Origin of the sequence: Micromonospora sp. NPDC049891, from assembly GCF_040660295.1 — a bacterium.
Classification (GTDB): Bacteria; Actinomycetota; Actinomycetes; order Mycobacteriales; family Micromonosporaceae; genus Micromonospora.
Genome location: NZ_JBFAML010000005.1, coordinates 1 through 16,897, shown reverse-complemented (window position 1 = coordinate 16,897; position 16,897 = coordinate 1). Strand labels below are relative to the sequence as shown.

General features: G+C 70.2%; 11 protein-coding genes and 1 pseudogene. 5 read left to right on the top strand and 7 right to left on the bottom strand.

Going from position 1 to position 16,897, the window contains the following annotated elements; genetic code table 11:
• Window positions 1-122: 122 nt before the first annotated feature.
• Together glgB and AB0I71_RS08760 are read right to left on the bottom strand one after the other, a co-directional pair.
• Complete coding sequence (glgB, locus tag AB0I71_RS08765) at window positions 123-2,225, bottom strand: 1,4-alpha-glucan branching protein GlgB (protein WP_357582652.1); 2,103 nt, start codon at window positions 2,223-2,225, stop codon at window positions 123-125.
• A complete protein-coding gene (locus AB0I71_RS08760) occupies window positions 2,213-4,354 on the bottom strand; it encodes an alpha-1,4-glucan--maltose-1-phosphate maltosyltransferase (RefSeq protein ID WP_357582651.1) in 2,142 nt (713 codons plus the stop codon). Before AB0I71_RS08760 ends, glgB begins: the two co-directional genes overlap by 13 nt.
• 177 nt (window positions 4,355-4,531) lie before the next feature.
• Between AB0I71_RS08760 and AB0I71_RS08755 the strand changes: the two genes are divergently transcribed.
• Together AB0I71_RS08755 and AB0I71_RS08750 are read left to right on the top strand one after the other, a co-directional pair.
• Window positions 4,532-5,203: a nucleotidyltransferase domain-containing protein gene (locus tag AB0I71_RS08755; protein ID WP_357582650.1), complete on the top strand. Its 672-nt coding sequence runs from the start codon at window positions 4,532-4,534 to the stop codon at window positions 5,201-5,203.
• A complete protein-coding gene (locus AB0I71_RS08750; protein ID WP_357582649.1) occupies window positions 5,203-6,024 on the top strand; it encodes a hypothetical protein in 822 nt (273 codons plus the stop codon). Before AB0I71_RS08755 ends, AB0I71_RS08750 begins: the two co-directional genes overlap by 1 nt.
• 84 nt (window positions 6,025-6,108) lie before the next feature.
• On the opposite strand, the gene AB0I71_RS08745 is transcribed toward AB0I71_RS08750, so the two are convergent.
• Window positions 6,109-6,513: a helix-turn-helix domain-containing protein gene (locus AB0I71_RS08745; protein WP_357582648.1), complete on the bottom strand. Its 405-nt coding sequence runs from the start codon at window positions 6,511-6,513 to the stop codon at window positions 6,109-6,111.
• A gap of 151 nt (window positions 6,514-6,664) precedes the next feature.
• Between AB0I71_RS08745 and AB0I71_RS08740 the strand changes: the two genes are divergently transcribed.
• Window positions 6,665-7,501, top strand: coding sequence for an NAD(P)H-binding protein (locus AB0I71_RS08740; protein WP_357582647.1), 837 nt, complete (start codon window positions 6,665-6,667; stop codon window positions 7,499-7,501).
• Window positions 7,502-7,645: 144 nt separating this feature from the next.
• On the opposite strand, the gene glgA is transcribed toward AB0I71_RS08740, so the two are convergent.
• Entirely contained in the window at window positions 7,646-8,845 is a 1,200-nt protein-coding gene (gene glgA, locus AB0I71_RS08735) for a glycogen synthase (protein WP_357582646.1), read from the bottom strand.
• Between the two features lie 96 nt (window positions 8,846-8,941).
• On the opposite strand from glgA, the gene glgC reads away from it, so the two are divergent.
• Complete coding sequence (glgC, locus tag AB0I71_RS08730) at window positions 8,942-10,174, top strand: glucose-1-phosphate adenylyltransferase (RefSeq protein WP_093404761.1); 1,233 nt, start codon at window positions 8,942-8,944, stop codon at window positions 10,172-10,174.
• Window positions 10,171-11,817, top strand: coding sequence for a phosphoglucomutase (alpha-D-glucose-1,6-bisphosphate-dependent) (pgm, locus tag AB0I71_RS08725; RefSeq protein WP_357582645.1), 1,647 nt, complete (start codon window positions 10,171-10,173; stop codon window positions 11,815-11,817). Before glgC ends, pgm begins: the two co-directional genes overlap by 4 nt.
• 266 nt (window positions 11,818-12,083) lie before the next feature.
• Here pgm and AB0I71_RS08720 read toward each other — a convergent pair whose 3' ends face one another.
• The 3 genes and pseudogenes from AB0I71_RS08720 to AB0I71_RS08710 all read right to left on the bottom strand — a co-directional run.
• Window positions 12,084-13,961 (bottom strand): nucleoside-diphosphate sugar epimerase/dehydratase, encoded by a 1,878-nt coding sequence (locus tag AB0I71_RS08720; RefSeq protein WP_357582644.1) that lies wholly within the window; start codon window positions 13,959-13,961, stop codon window positions 12,084-12,086.
• 220 nt (window positions 13,962-14,181) lie between these two features.
• On the bottom strand, window positions 14,182-15,111 hold the full coding sequence (locus tag AB0I71_RS08715) for an NAD(+)/NADH kinase (RefSeq protein WP_357582643.1): 930 nt from the start codon (window positions 15,109-15,111) through the stop codon (window positions 14,182-14,184).
• A 94-nt stretch (window positions 15,112-15,205) separates the two neighbouring features.
• Window positions 15,206-16,804, bottom strand: a pseudogene (locus tag AB0I71_RS08710) (zinc carboxypeptidase); the annotation flags it as partial.
• Window positions 16,805-16,897 lie beyond the last annotated feature (93 nt).

The window sequence follows — 16,897 nt, the reverse complement described above, 5'->3', positions numbered from 1 at the left end:
AGTTCACCGTCCGATGATCTTCTCGCCCATCTGGCGTGTTGTTGTACTCCTGGTGAGCGTGTTGCCACTCAGGCATGAACATGTCTGAGTGGCATGACAACTCCGAGGACATCGGGTCGCTCTCAGGCGGGGCGCAGCCAGAGGGCACCCAGCGGCGGCACGCGGAGCGCCACCGAGGCGGGTTGGCCGTGCCAGGGGACGTTCTCGGCGTGCACTGTGCCGAGGTTGCCGACGCCGGAACCGCCGTAATGGTGGGCGTCGGTGTTGAGCACCTCCGACCAGGCACCGGCGGCCGGCAGCCCGATCCGGTAGTCCTCGAGCGGCAGCGCGGAGAAGTTGGCCACACAGACCACTGTCGCCCCGTCGGGCGCGATCCGGACGAACGAGACGGCGTTGTTGGCGACGTCGTCACCGGCGAGCCAGCGGAAACCGGCGGGGGAGGTGTCCTGCGCCCACAGGGCCGGCGTGTCCCGGTAGACCCGGTTCAGGTCACCCACCAGGCGTTGCACACCGGCCCGGGCCGGATCGTGCAGCAGGTACCAGTCGAGGCCGCGTTCCTCGCTCCACTCCCGGTCGTCGGCCAGCTCACAACCCATGAACAACAACTGCTTGCCCGGGTGCGCCCACATGTACGCCAGCAGCACCCGGACGTTCGCCAGCCGCTGCCAGGTGTCACCGGGCATCTTGCCGACCAGGGAGCCCTTGCCGTGCACCACCTCGTCGTGGCTGATCGGCAGCACGTAGTTCTCGCTCCAGGCGTACGCCAGGGAGAAGGTGAGCTGATGGTGGTGGTGCTGCCGGTAGATCGGGTCCTTCGAGGTGTAGAGCAGGGTGTCGTGCATCCAGCCCATGTTCCACTTGAACCCGAAGCCGAGCCCGCCGTCGTTCGTCGCCCGGGTCACCCCCGGCCAGGCGGTGGACTCCTCGGCGATCATCACCACCCCGGCGTGGTGCTTGTAGACGGTCGCGTTCACCTCCTGCATGAACGCGATGGCCTCAAGATTCTCCCGGCCGCCGTGCACGTTCGGCGCCCACTGCCCGTCCTGCCGTGAGTAGTCCAGGTAGAGCATCGAGGCGACCGCGTCCACCCGCAGCCCGTCGACGTGGAACTCGTCCAGCCAGTAGAGCGCGTTGGCGACCAGGAAGTTACGCACCTCCCGGCGACCGAAGTCGAAGACGTAGGTGCCCCAGTCGGGGTGCTCGCCCCGGCGCGGATCGGGATGCTCGTAGAGCGGGGTGCCGTCGAAACGGGCCAGGGCCCACTCGTCCTTCGGGAAGTGCGCCGGCACCCAGTCCAGGATCACCCCGATCCCGGCGGCGTGCAGCCGGTCCACCAGGTACCGGAAATCGTCGGGGTCACCGAACCGGGACGTCGGGGCGTAGTAGCCGGTCACCTGGTAGCCCCACGAGCCGCCGAACGGGTGCTCCATCACCGGCAGGAACTCCACATGGGTGAAGCCCAACTCCACCACGTACGCGGTCAACTGCTCGGCCAGCTCCCGGTAACCCAGGCCGGGCCGCCACGAGCCCAGGTGCACCTCGTACACGCTCATCGGCTCCTGGTGCGGCTGCCGCCGCGACCGCCGGTCCAGCCACTCCGCGTCGGACCACTCGTACGCCGACCGGTGCACCACCGACGCGGTGGCCGGCGGCACCTCCGCGTACGCGGCGAGCGGGTCGGCCTTGTCCCGCCAGTACCCGTCCGCGCCAAGCACGCGGTACTTGTACCGGGTGCCCGCGGTGGCGTCCGGCACGAAGATCTCCCACACGCCTGTCGAGCCGAGCGAGCGCATCGGCCAGCCGTCGTCGGGCGCCCAGCCGGTGACGTCGCCGACCAGCCGCACTCCCCGGGCGTTCGGCGCCCACACCGCGAACGCCACCCCGCCGTCGAGGACCCGGGCGCCCAGCGCCTCCCACAGCCGCTCGTGCCGGCCCTCACTGATCAGGTGCAGGTCCAGCTCGCCGAGGGTCGGCGGGAAACGGTACGGGTCGTCGTGGCGCACACCGTCGACGTCGAGCCGGTAGTCGAGCACCGCACCGGGGACGGTGGCCTCGAAGACCCCGACGTCGTGCACCCGCTTCATCGGGTGCCGCTCCTCGCCGACCAGCACGCCGACGTCACCCGCGCCCCGGCGCAGGGTGCGGATCACCGTACGCCCGTCGGCCGGGTGCGCACCGAGCACGGCGTGCGGGTCGTGGATCTCCCCGGAAATCAGCTGGTCCATCGGGTGTCGTCCTTCTGGGCGGGAGCGGTAGGTGCGGTGCCGCCCGACAGGTCGGCGAGTACGTCCTGGACGGTGAGGGTGACCGGCTCGGTGCCGCCCTGACCCGGCGACCCGGCGTCCGTCGGCCCGGACACGGCGGGGGCGGTCGAAGGCTCCGGCGCGGCGGTCGGGCGGCGCAGGGTGAGCACGTGCGCGGGTTGCAGGTACGGGTCGAGCCGGACCGCGTTGCGTTGCCCCCAGTCGTAGCGGGCACCGGTCAGCTCGTCGTGCACGGTGAACCGGTCGTGCCAGTCCAGGCCAAGCGCCGGCATGTCCAGGGTGGTGTTGCCCCACTGCACGGTGTGCGAGTCGAACGAACAGATCACCAGCACCGTGTTGCCGGTTTCCGGATCATGCTTGGACCAGCACAGCAACGCCGGGTTGTCGATGTCGTGGAAGACCAGGTTGCGCAGCCGGCGCAGGGCCGGGTTCTCCCGGCGTACCCGGTTCAGGGTGGTGATGAACGGTGCCAGCGAGCGGCCCCGCGCCTCGGCACCGGACCAGTCCCGGGGCCGCAGCTCGTACTTCTCGTTGTCCAGGTACTCCTCCGCACCGGGGCGCGCCACATGCTCGAACAACTCGTAGCCGGCGTACATGCCCCAGGAGGGGGAGAGCAGCGCCGCCAGCACCGCCCGGATCTTGAACATCGGCGGCCCGCCGTGCTGCAACGAGGGGTGCAGGATGTCCGGCGTGTTGGGCCAGAAGTTCGGCCGCATGTAGTCGGCCGCCGCCACCAGCTCCGTGCAGTACTCGCGCATCTCGGCAGCCGAGGTCCGCCAGGTGAAGTACGTGTACGACTGGGTGAAGCCGACCTTGGCCAGCCCGTGCATCATCGCCGGTCGGGTGAACGCCTCGGCGAGGAAGAGCACGTCCGGGTCGACCCGCTTGACCTCCCAGATCAGCCAGTGCCAGAAGTCGACGGGCTTGGTGTGCGGGTTGTCCACCCGGAAGATCTTCACGCCCTCGCCGACCCAGTGCCGCACCACCCGCAGCACCTCGGCGCGGATGCCGTCGGGGTCGTTGTCGAAGTTCAGCGGGTAGATGTCCTGGTACTTCTTCGGCGGGTTCTCCGCGTACGCGATGCTGCCGTCGGCCCGGGTGGTGAACCACTCCGGGTGCTCGGTCACCCACGGGTGATCCGGCGCGCACTGCAACGCCAGGTCCATCGCCACCTCCAGGCCGTGTTCGGCGGCGGCGGCGACGAAGTCGCGGAAGTCCTCAGGCGTACCCAGATCGGGGTGGATCGCGTCGTGGCCGCCCTCGGCCGCGCCGATCGCCCACGGCGAACCCACGTCGTCCGGGCCGGCGACCAGGCTGTTGTTCGGGCCTTTCCGGTTGACCCGACCGATCGGGTGGATCGGCGGCAGGTAGAGCACGTCGAAACCCATGGCCGCGACGCCCGGCAGCCGCTCGGTGGCGGTGGCGAAGGTGCCGGAGCGGGCCGGTGCGTCGACAGTCGCCGCGACTGCCCCCTCCGAGCGGGGGAAGAACTCGTACCAGGCGGAGAAGAGGGCCCGCTCGCGGTCCACCCAGAGGCGGTACTCCTCGCCGGTGGTCACCAGCTCCCGGACCGGGTGCTCCCAGAGCAGGTCGGCCAGGGCCAGCGCCGGGCTCACCCGCTGCGGCACCGGCAAGCGGGCGTCACCCAGGGCCTTCGCGGCCTTCTTGAGGCGGGCCCGCGCGGCTTTCGGCACCAGGTCGAGGGCGGCGGTCAGCACGCGTACGCCCTCGGCCAGGTCGTTTGCCAGCTCAGCCGGCCCCTGGCCGGCGGCGATCTTCTTGGTGACCGCGTTGTGCCAGGTCAGGTAGGGGTCGCTGAACGCCTCCACGGTGAACATCCACTCGCCGACCGCGTCCGGCACGATCGTGGCGTGCCACCGGTCCTGGCCGGGCTCACCCGGACGCATCCGGGTGAACGGGCGGGCCAACCCGTCGGGGCCGAGCCACACCACGTTGCAGCCGAGCGCGTCGTGCCCCTCGCGGTAGGCGCGCGCCGACACCGGCACCACCTCGCCGACCACCGCACGGGCCGGGTAGCGACCGCAGGAGACGACGGGGGAGACGTCTTCGATCGGGAACCGTCCGCTCACCGCCTCAACCTACTGCCCGAGATCGCTTCGTGCTCGGCTGACAACCGACGAGAACCTTGATCCCGGTCGCTCGCCGGAGGGCCGGCGGTGCGCCGCGATCCATGGCAGTGGAAGTGCCCGACACGCCGAGGCGAAGACAGCAGAACTGCCACAGATCGGGGCGGGTAGCGTGCCGGCATGATCGAACTGGTCGAGCGGCACACGGTGCTGGCCGTCGTGGTCGGGTCGCGGGCGTACGGGCTGCACGGCCCGGACTCCGACCACGACCGGCGCGGTGTGTACGTGGCGCCGACCCGTGCCTTCTGGCGTCTGGAGAAGCCACCCACCCACCTCGACGGGCCGGCGGCGGAGCAGTTCTCCTGGGAGTTCGAACGCTTCTGCGAGCTGGCTCTGCAGAGCAACCCGACGGTGCTGGAGGTGCTCTGGTCCCCGCTTGTCGAGACGATCACCGAGGACGGGCGACAGTTGCTGGCCACCCGGCGGGCGTTCCTGTCGCGGCGGGTGGCCCAGACGTACGGCGGCTACGCCCGGGACCAGCTCGACCGGGTGACGGCCCGCCGCGAACGTACCGGCGAGACGAACCACAAACAGACCATGCACATGATCCGGCTGCTGGTCGCCGGGGTGCACGTGCTCCGCACCGGCGAGATCCTGGTGGACGTACGGCACCTGCGTGACCGGCTGCTCGCGGTGCGCCGAGGGGACCTGACCTGGGAGTCGGTCACCGGTTGGGCCGAGGACCTGCTCGCCGAACTCGCCGACGCGGCCGCCACCACCACGCTGCCGGAACAACCCGACCGGCATGCCGTGGACCGGCTGCTCATCGCCGTACGGGAAAGGAACCTGTAGTGACAGTCGACGTGCCGTCGTGGGCCGCCGAGGCCGCCCGGGAGCTACCCCGCCCGCTGCGTAGAATCTGGCCTCCGCGATGGACCTGGGAGGGCGAGACCGGTATGAGTTACGCGGCACTGATCCGGCCCGTGATCGACCGGGTGTACGTGGGATTGCGCAGCGCGGGATGGGAACGGCTGCGGGCCGTCTACGACCGGCACGGCCTTCGACCCGGGTTCGAGTGCAGCTTCTACTTCGGCCTGCTGGCCCGCCCGATGCCTGCGGACAGCTTCGCGGCGGCCACTACGTACTCCGGCTCCGACATGACCGGCGAACTCGAACAGGGCATCGCCGTCGTTGACGCCGACGGCGCGTGGCGACTGACCGAACGGGGCCGGGAGGTGGCGCTGGCCGTACAGCGCACCATGGGTGACTTCGCCGAGGAGTTCTGGGACCGGAAGCCGATCGAGACGATGCCGGGCCTGGCGGTTGTTCCCCACCTGGCCGACCTTGTCGGTCGCCTTCTGGAAGCGGGCCTGGCCACCGGTGGACCGGCCTTCCGCGCGATGGCCCCGGTGTACGAGCCGACCGATGCCACTGCGGCCGTACGCCTGACCACCCGACTCGGGGCGCTGCGGCACCACCGGGCCGACGCGCACCGGGCAGCCTGGGCCGCTGCCGGGCTCACCCTGGCGCAGCTTCGGGAACTGGCCCCCGACGATCCTCGACGACAGGCCGTCGAGGATGCGACAAACCGGCTGGACGAACCCATCTACCAGGGACTGTCTCCCGCCGATCGGGACGAGCTACTCGCCGGCCTCGGAGCACTCCCCGGCTGACCCGGACCCGGCGGCCCTACCGTCAGCTGATTTCGATGCGCGCAACTTCGGGATCACGCCGGCCCTCGTGCAAGTTGTCCTTGATCAGCGTGGGCGGGATTGCTGGGCGGTGTCGTAGGTGTGCCGGGACTGCTCGACGGCGTCGAGGTTGGTTGCGGCCCATTCGGCGAGGTGGGCGAAGAGCGGGGCGAGGCTGGCGCCGAGTTCGGTGATCTCGTATTCGACGCGGGGTGGAACCTCGGGATGGTAGGTGCGGGCGACCAGGCCGTCGCGTTCGAGTTGTCGTAGTCGCTGGGTCAGCACCTTCGGCGTGATGGTGGTAAGCCGGCGTTCCAACTCGACGAACCGCTGCCGACCGTACTGGTGCAGTGCCCACAGGATCGGAGTCGTCCAGCGGCTGAAGACGATGTCCACCACCGGAGCGATCGGACAGGCCTGCTCCGGATCGGCGGACATGGACGCTTCCCAGGTCGGCTGACTGGCCGCCATGCATGCTCCCGAACGGATAGTCACTTTCTTCTAGGTACCTACTATATCCGCGTTGTTACGGTTCCCGGCGTCGCCCGCAGCCGCGCAGGCGCGAGGCGGTGTCGCGTCCTGACCGGACGCGACCGAACCGTTGTGACGGGGAGAACTGATCATGATTGTGGTAACGGGAGCCACCGGGAACGTCGGTCGTACCCTGCTGAGGGCGCTGGCGGGAACGGGCGCCGTGACGGCGGTGTCGCGCGGACAACTGCCCGTCGACCTGCCCGAGGGTGTGCACTACCAGCAGGCCGACCTGGCCCAGCCGGAAACCCTCCGCCCCGTGCTGACCGGCGCTCGTACGCTCTTCCTCCTGGTCTCCGGCGCCGGCGCCCATCTGGATGTCAACGAGATCCTCACGGTGGGCCGGGCGGGCGGTGTGGAACGGGTCGTGCTGCTGTCGTCCCAGGCGGCGGAGACCCGCCCGCAGTCGGTGTCGCACGCGCCGCTGCGGGAGATCGAGCGGACGATCCAGGACTCCGGCCTGGCCTGGACGATCCTGCGACCGGGTGGATTCGCCTCCAACGCGTACGCCTGGGCCGAGTCGGTCCGTACCCGCCGGACCGTCGTCGCCCCGTTCGGCGAAGTCGGTCTCCCGGTCGTCGACCCGGACGACATCGCCGAGGTGGCCGCCGTCGTCCTGCGGGACGACGCACACGCCGGCCGGACCTACGAACTGACCGGCCCCGTCCTCAGCACGCCCCGACAACGCACCACCGACCTCGCCCACGCGCTCGGTGAACCGGTGCGCTTCGTCGAGCAGACACCTCAGGAGGCTCGCGCGCAGATGCTGCAGTTCATGCCCGCGCCCGTTGTCGACGGCACGCTGTCCATCCTCGGCGAGCCCACGGCGGCCGAGCAGCGCATCAGCCCGCATGTCGAGCAACTGCTCGGGCGGACACCGCGTACGTTCGCCCAGTGGGTCGAGGGGCGCATCCTCGCCTTCCGCTGACGCCGCACCTCGACGAGGCACTGCCCGCCGGCAGCCTCGATCGATGGCAGTAAAAGTGGATGACACGCCGAGGTGCAGACACCAGAACTGCCACAGACCGGCCGTCGCCGAAGTTGTTCCGATGCAGGAGGGGGTGGCTCCGGCCTACTTCAGCAGCGAGCGGTACAGGTCGAGGGTGCGGGCGGCGATCGCGTCCCAGGAGAAGTGTTCGACGGCGCGTCGCCGCCCGGCCCGGCCGAGCGTGGCGGCGCGCTCGGGCGCGGCCAGCAACTCGTTCAGCCGCCCCGCCAGGTCGGCCTCGAAGCGCGCCGGATCCACAGGCGCGCCGTCGAGGCCGGCCTGCTCGATCGGGACCAGCAGGCCGGTCTCGCCGTCGGCGACCACCTCGGGGATGCCGCCGGTGGCGGTGGCCACCACCGCCGTCTCGCAGGCCATCGCCTCCAGGTTGACGATGCCCATCGGCTCGTACACCGACGGGCAGACGAAGATGGTGGCGTGGGTGAGCACCTGGATCACCTCGGACTTGGGCAGCATCTCGGCCACCCAGACCACCCCGGAGCGGCTGGCCCGCAGCTCGGCGACCAGGCCCTCCACCTCGGCGGCGATCTCCGGGGTGTCCGGTGCCCCGGCCAGCAGCACCAACTGGGTGTCCGCCGGCAGCTCGCGGGCGGCGCGCAGCAGGTGCGGCAGACCCTTCTGCCGGGTGATCCGCCCGACGTAGACCACGCTGGGCAGGGCCGGGTCGATGCCGAGGCGCGCCAGCACGTCGGTGCCCGGATCCGGGGCGTACTGCGCGGTGTCGATGCCGTTGTAGATCACGTGCACCCGGTCCGGATCGACCGACGGGTACGCGGCCAGCACGTCCCGACGCATGCCCGCGCTGACCGCCACGATCGCGTCGGCCGCCTCGTACGCGGTGCGCTCACACCACGAGGAGAGCGCGTAGCCGCCGCCGAGCTGGTCGGCCTTCCACGGCCGCAGCGGCTCCAGGCTGTGCGCGGTCGCCACGTGCGGCACCCCGTACAGCAGCTTCGCGGTGTGCCCGGCGAGGTTGGCGTACCAGGTGTGGCTGTGCACCACGTCGGCACCGGCACACCCGGCGGCCATCTCCAGATCCACGCCCATGGTCCGCAGCGCGGCGTTCGTCCCGGCCAGGGCCGGCGGCTCGGCGTACGCCCGAACCCCCGGCTCGGTACGCGGCGCGCCGAAGCAGTGCACCCGCACGTCGGTGATCCGGCGCAGCTCCCGGGCCAGGTACTCGACGTGCACGCCGGCACCGCCGTAGACCTCCGGCGGGTACTCCCGGGTCAGCAGGTCCACGCGCAGCCGTGCGGAGTCGGTCATGCCCGGCACCCTAGTGCAGAATCCGACGCCGCACCCGGCTGCGGAACTGTGCCCGTACGAGTGGTGAACCGGCAGCGGTATGGATAGCGTCTGCTCATGGCTGCCAAGGTGCTCGCGATCGTCCTGGCCGGCGGAGAAGGCAAGCGCCTGATGCCGCTGACCACGGACCGGGCCAAGCCGGCCGTCCCGTTCGGCGGGATGTACCGCATGGTCGACTTCGTCCTCTCCAACCTGGCCAACGCCGGCTATCTGAAGATCGTCGTGCTGACCCAGTACAAATCCCACTCCCTCGACCGGCACATCACCAAGACCTGGCGGATGTCGACGCTGCTCGGCAACTACGTCACTCCGGTGCCCGCGCAGCAGCGCCGTGGCCCCTGGTGGTTCGCCGGCTCAGCCGACGCGATCTACCAGAGCTTCAACCTGATCTACGACGAGCAGCCCGACTATGTGATCGTCTTCGGTGCCGACCACATCTACCGGATGGACCCCCGGCAGATGGTGGAGGACCACATCGCCTCGGGGGCCGGGGTGACGGTCGCGGGGATCCGGCAGCCGCTGTCGACGGCCGACCAGTTCGGTGTCATCGAGGTCGGCGAGGACGGCCGACGGATCCGGGCCTTCCGGGAGAAGCCCACCGACGCCGTCGGCCTGCCCGACGCGCCCGACGAGATCTACGCCTCGATGGGCAACTACGTCTTCACCACCCGGGCGCTCATCGACGCTGTCGAACGCGACGCCGACGACAAGACCAGCAAGCACGACATGGGCGGCAGCATCATCCCGATGCTCGTCGAGCGCGGCGAGGCGAACGTCTACGACTTCCGCGACAACGAGGTGCCCGGCAGCACCGACCGGGACCGCGGCTACTGGCGCGACGTGGGAACCCTCGACTCGTTCTACGACGCCCACATGGACCTGATCAACGTCCATCCGGTGTTCAACCTCTACAACTTCGACTGGCCGATCTACACCGAGCAGCCGCCGTATCCGCCGGCCAAGTTCGTGCACCAGTGGGGGGAGCGGGTTGGCCGGGCGGTCGCCTCGATGGTCTCGCCCGGCGCGGTGATCTCCGGTTCGCTGGTGGAGAACTCGATCGTCTCGCCCAAGGTGAAGGTCCACTCCTGGGCGCACGTGGACGGCTCGGTCCTGATGGAAGGCGTCGAGATCGGCCGGCACGCGGTGGTCCGTCGGGCCATCCTCGACAAGAACGTCCAGGTGCCCGAGGGCGCCGAGATCGGCGTGGACCTGGAACGGGACCGGCAGCGCTACACCGTCTCCGACAACGGCATCGTGGTCATCGGCAAGGGACAGAAGGTGGAACCGTGAGCAGTCACCCGCGCGCCGGGCAGCCGGCCGAACCCGCCGACCTGGTCGACGTACCACGGCTGGTGACCGCCTACTACGCCGAGCACCCCGACCCGGCCGACCCGGCGCAGCAGGTCTCCTTCGGCACCTCCGGGCACCGCGGGTCCAGCCTGCGCAACGCCTTCAACTCCGACCACATCCTCGCCGTCACCCAGGCGCTCTGCGACTACCGCCGGGAACAGGGCCTGGAGGGCCCGCTCTTCCTCGGCCGCGACACCCACGCGCTGTCCACCCCGGCGGCCGTCGACGCCCTGGAGGTGCTCGCCGCCAACGACGTCACAGTCCTGCTGGACAGCCGCGACGGCTACACCCCCACCCCGGCGGTGTCACACGCCATCCTCACCCACAACCGGGGTCGCACCAGCGGCCTCGCCGACGGCATCGTGATCACCCCGTCGCACAACCCGCCCGACGACGGCGGCTTCAAGTACAACCCCACCCACGGTGGGCCCGCCGACTCCGACGTCACGAAATGGATCCAGGACCGCGCGAACGCGATCCTCGCCGCCGGGCTCAAGGAGGTGCGCCGCATCCCGTACGCGCGGGCCCGCGCCGCCGACACCACCGACACGTACGACTTCCTCGGCGCGTACGTCGACGACCTGCCGGCGGTGCTCGACCTCGACGCGATCCGCGCCGCCGGGGTCCGCATCGGCGCCGACCCGCTCGGCGGCGCCAGCATCGACTACTGGGGCGAGATCGCCGACCGGCACCGGCTCGACCTGACCGTGGTCAACCCGACTGTCGACCCGACCTGGCGGTTCATGACCCTGGACGGCGACGGCAAGATCCGGATGGACTGCTCGTCGCCGAACGCGATGGCCTCGCTGATCGCCATGCGCGCCGACTACCAGGTGGCCACGGGCAACGACGCCGACGCCGACCGGCACGGCATCGTCACCCCCGACGCCGGGCTGATGAACCCCAACCACTACCTCGCCGTGTCGATCGCCCACCTGTTCCGTACCCGCGAGAACTGGGGTCCGGACGCGGCGGTCGGCAAGACGCTGGTCTCCTCCTCGATGATCGACCGGGTCGCCGCCGACCTCGGCCGACCGCTGCTGGAGGTGCCGGTCGGCTTCAAGTGGTTCGTGCCGGGGCTGCTCGACGGCGCGGTCGGCTTCGGCGGCGAGGAGAGCGCCGGCGCGTCCTTCCTGCGCCGTGACGGCGGCACCTGGACCACCGACAAGGACGGCATCCTGCTCTGCCTGCTCGCCGCCGAGATCATCGGCAGCACCGGGCGTACCCCGAGCGAGCACTGGGCCGAGCTGGCCGACCGCTTCGGCGCACCCGCGTACGCCCGCATCGACGCACCCGCCACCCGGGAGCAGAAGGCCGTGCTCGGCAAGCTCTCCCCGGAGCAGGTACGCGCCACCGAACTGGCCGGCGAACCCATCACCGCGACGCTCACCACCGCCCCCGGCAACGGCGCCCCGATCGGCGGCCTCAAGGTCACCACCGAGTCGGGTTGGTTCGCCGCCCGCCCGTCGGGGACCGAGGACGTCTACAAGATCTACGCCGAGTCCTTCCAGGGCCCGGACCACCTGACCCGCATCCAACGGGAAGCCCAGGACCTGGTCACCGACGTGCTTGACAACGCCTGACAGCACCACCGGCAGCTCGCCCGGAGCGGGGTCTCCCGCCCCGGGCGAGTGCTGTGGTGCGGATGCTGTCGAGCTGAATCGCCTGTGCTATCGCCGGACCAACGCATGTCGGCGGTGGCACGGCCGGCGGAGGCGGCCCCCGGTCGGTGAGGCGTGCCGTTCGGCGGACGTGATTCGCCTGTGCTGTCAGTTCGACAGTGCGGGAACGGGGAGGAACGCCCTGCCCGCCCGAGCCGCCCAGCGTGCGACTGGCGATGCGGCCGTGGTCACCGGGCGAGCGGTATGCCCGCTTTCTGATTGAGCGCCGCGCCGGGAAGGATGCCGCAGAGCCGGGCGAGTTGGTCGATGACCTTGTCCGGCTCGTCGAACGGATCCAGTCCGCTGACCTCCAGAGGGTCCAGTATGGGCGCCCGCACGTGCGAGATCAGCGGATGCAGCGGGCGGTGGTCGGACTCGCCGCTACCCAGCAGGTCCTCGTGCAGCTTCTCACCGGGCCGCAGTCCGGTGTAGATGATCTCGACTGGGCTGGCCGCCTGTTCGACCATCCGACGGGCGATGTCGTCGATGCGTACCGGTTCTCCCATGTCCAAGACCAGGGCTTCACCGTCCCGGCCGATGTTGGCTGCCTGGAGCACGAGGTGGACCGCCTCCTGCACCGTCATCAGATACCGGGTCACGTCGGGGTGGGTGACGGTCAACGGCTGCCCCGCTTCGATCTGCCGTTGGAAGGCGGTCACCACCGAGCCGCGGCTGCTGAGCACGTTGCCGAATCGGACGCTGAGGAAGGTGCCTGGGTAGGTCGCGGCGGCGTGTGCGGTAAGCATCTCGGTGATGCGTTTCGAGTAGCCGAGCACGCTGATCGGGTCGGCGGCTTTGTCGGTCGAGATGTTGACGAACCGGGCCACGTCCCGACAGGCGTCGAGCACAGTGAGGGTGCCCCAGACGTTGGTCTTGACGGCCTCTCCCGGGTGCCGCTCCAGCAGCGTCAGATGTTTCAGCGCCGCCGCGTGGAAGACGATTTCGGGACGACGCTTCCGCATGACGCGCCGGATGCCTTCGTCGTCGCGCAGGTCGGCGAGGATGAGTTCGGGGCCGTCCAGCAGCGCTCGACCGGTGAGCGACATCTGGAGGCTGTGCAGGGCTGACTCGTCGCGGTCCAGCATCATCAGCTCGCTGGGGTTGGCCCGCATGATCTGCCGGCACAGCTCGGAACCTATCGAGCCACCCGCGCCGGTGACCAGGACGCGTCGGCCGGTGAGCGAGTTGTCGTCCAGGGCTAGATCGCCGACGACCTGGCGCCGACCGAGCAGGTCACTGATCTGGACGTCCCGCACGCCCCTGACCGTGATGCGGTGATCCACCAGCTCTCGCACCGGTGGCAGGATCTTGAATGCGGCACCGGTCCGGAGCGTCGCCTCCCGAATCTCGCGGATCAGCGTGGCGTCGGCGTTCGCCACCGAAAAGATCAATGCGGTCGCACCGGTGCGCTGGATGGCCTTGGGGATGTCGCTTCGGCCGCCTAGCACCGGGACGCCGGCGATGCGCAAATCCTGCTTTTCCGGGTCGTCGTCGAGCGCGCCGACGGGCAGATAGCGGCCCTTCGGATCGCCGAGCATCGCACGAACGAGCCCCTGCCCCGCCTCGCCGAGGCCGAAGAGCAGCACCGGGGTTGCCGAACGTGCGTCTGGACGCATGGCCCGGTCCCGGCGGTGCCGGTGCAGCAGGCGGAAGCTGAGCATCAGCAGCAGTGCCAGGGCGCCACCGACCACCGGCGTGCTGGCGGGTATCGGGCGTTCGTCGATCGCCAGAAGGGCGACCAGCACCACGGCGGCGGTGGTGGCGGTGGCGCCCGCGAGACCACGGACCTCCTCGACGCTGCCGAGAGGCTGCCGACCCGAGTAGACCCGGCGCAGCGCGCTCACACCGACATGGAGCACGGCGGCCGCGCCACCGAGCATCACCGCGTTGACAGCCTGATCGATGGTGAGGCTTTGTTCGTACCTCGCCCAACCGGCGATAGTGAATCCCCCGACCCAGGCGAGCGCGTCGACGACGAGAAAAAAGGCGGTACGACGGCTGCCCGCTCTGATTCGGTCGGTGGCCGTTGATGGCGTTTGCTGGACACGCTCAGTTTCCGGCGGCATGTACAAACTCCTCTGTCCTGTCCGTGGCCGACGGTGACCTACGGCAGGTCAGGGGGCCACGCACGTCCCCTAACTGCTTAGCGGAAGTTTGCCCCTCCGATTCCGGTTTTCACATTTCTGTGGCCGGTTGTCGGTTTGGTTGGGAGCTGGGGTGCGATGCAGTACGCGATTCTGGCAAGGGTTTCATTTCTGGTGGTCCCGATTGTGAGTTGTTCGCCGGTCAGCGCGGGGGCGGCAGCTCGCGGCGGCCGAGTTGGCGGCGCAGGTTCTCGGGCAGCAGCTCGCGGAGCTGCTCGGGCAGCAGCGGCAGGTCCAGCAGGCTCAGCTTGAGCTGGCTGCGTTCCTGGTAGCGGCGCGGGTCGAGGCGGACCACCAGCCCCGCGTCGGGGCGGTAGCCGATGTCCACCGCGCCGGAGGTCGACCCGTCCCGGATGACCTGGCCGTCCACCTCGATCGCGACCGGCGCGGAGCCGGGACGCAGTTCCAGCCGGACCCGTTCGTCGGGGGAGAGCACCACCGATCGGGAGATGCCGGACATCGGCGCGCTCGGGGTGACCACCACGGCGCGCGTCGCGGGAGAGATCAGCGGCCCGCCGGCGGCGTAACTGTAGGCGGTCGACCCGCTGGGAGTGCTCACCACAAGCGCGTCGCAGCGGTAGTAGCCGTACTGCTGCCCGTCGATCGCCAGGGTCGCGGTGACGAAACCCTGCCCGGGGCGCCGGATCAGCGCGATGTCGTTGAACGCGACCACGTCGTCGCCGCACACGTCACAGGCCAGGCAGCTGTGCGACTCGACGGTGTATTCGCCGGCCAGCAGCCGGTCCAGCGCCGCCGGCAGCTCCGGCGGCTCCACCTCCACCAGAAACCCCAACTTGCCCAGATGTACGCCGAGCACCGGCTTCGGATCGGCTACCGCCGCCCGTAGCGCGCCCAGCATCGTGCCGTCCCCGCCGATGCTGACCAGCACGTCCGCTCCTGCGGTGAGCTGGTCCTCGGCTACGGGGCGGACGGACTCGGGCACCCGTTGCCGGTCCTGCGCGCGTACCGTCAGGGCCACCTCGTGCCGCGCGGCCCAGGCGGCGACGGTGTCCACCACCGGGGACACGTCCCGGGTGGGGTGCAGCACCAGCCCGAGCCGGATCCGGTCCATACCCACAGCTCACCACAGTCCGGACGCCCGTCATGCCGGTACGCGGCAAGGCGCGCCGGCGGTGTCCCGACCGCCGGCGCGCCCTGGACCGCCGCTACCGACGCGGTCGGCCCGTCAAATGGGTGAGGGACCGGGCGACCAGCTCGTCGCGGGCCGCCGGAGCCAGCCCTTCCAGCCCGAAGCCCAGGTAGACGGTGTCCGGGGTGACCACCGTTGAACCCTCCTCGAACGCCTGCTGGCTGCGCGACCAGTCGTTGGCCGCCGGGGCGGACCCGGCCGGCGGGCCCGCCACCGTCCAGCCACCGAAGTCCGCCTCGAACGACGTCTCGGCGACGGTGGCCCCGTCGACCACGACCCGGGTGTCGTCGACGAACAGACCCAGGCCCTGGGTGGCCCAGTCGGTCGCGTAGGTGATGGAGACCTCCACCTGCCGGCCCGCGTACCCGGACAGGTCGGCCACGAACTCCTTCCAGCCGTTGGAGGTGCCGGTCGCCGCGTGCCACTGTCCGGTGCTGCCGGTCGGTGCACAGTCCGCGCCCTGGTAGTGCGCGAGGAACGGGTGCAGTTGAGCCACCCAGCCGGAGTCGCAGCTCTCCCCGGTCTCCTGGGTGGTCAGGCCCCCGGCGTCCGGCAGCGTGGTCCAGTTGTCGGTGCCGACCTCACGGGCCTCGACGAACATGAAGTCCCAGTTCGTCTCGATGTCGAACGAGGTGAAGAAGCGCAGTTCGGCGCTGCTCGCCCCGCTCAGGTCCACAGTCCGGGTCAACCGCTTGTACGCCTCGTCGGACTGCCCGCTGAACAGGTACCAGTCGCCGGTACGCGGATCGAACGGCGCACCACCCGGGCGCCCCCAGCCCACCGGAGCGGAGCTGGTGAACTGCGGGAACTGCGCCGGCGGCAGGAAGCTCGACGTGGTCAGGAACGACGCGGTGTGGTCCTGGTTGCCCGCCGAGCCGTCGGCGTTGAGCGTCCCGGCGAAGCCGGCGAACGCCCCGGCGTCGCCCCGGACCGGGTACGGCTGCCCGTCGGGTGACGTGCCGCCGTCGCTCACGTAGTTGTACGCCCCCAGCCAGTACTGCTGGAAGTCGTTGAGCAGTGGCAGGCAGCTCGGATCGGCGGCGTCGGTGCACTCCGGCGGGGCGTCCGGCAGGTAGCCGTACGAACCGTTTGCCGCCTGGGCGTAGAGCGCGTACTTGCCGCTGACCAGCAGCTTGCCGCCCTCGTTGAGGTAGTCCCGGACAGACAGTTCGATGTCCACCGCCGCCTTCGCCACGGTGCCCGGCACCTGCCCCGGCTCGCGCAGGATGATGTCGTCGCCGGTCTCCCAGACCACCGCCCGGTAGTGCGACAGCACGCCCAGATGGTGCGGGGCGGTACGCCCCATCTCGTCGAAGTCGTACACGTCGCTGCTGCGCCCGGCCGCCTTCAGCGAGGCGGCGATCTCGTCGGCGTACTTCGCGGTGGTGGTGTCCTGGGCGGGGCTCAGCCCGGTGACGTCCTCCACGGCCAGCACCAGCACGTCCCCGCCGATGTCGTGATGCACCCGGTAGGTGAAGCGGTCGCTGCTGACCTTGCCCCGGCCCGGCCTGGTCGCGGTGAACCAGACCTGCACCCGGTCGCCCGGCCGGGCGCCGGTGACCTTGCCACGCAGCTCGGCGTAGTAGTCGTCGTGGGTGTCGCCGTAACGTTCACCCCGTTACCTTTTTGATCGTCCCCAGCCGGGGACCCTCGGTCGCCCGGCCCGGTATGACTTTCTGCCCCTGTCGTGTGGATGATCCGGGGGGTG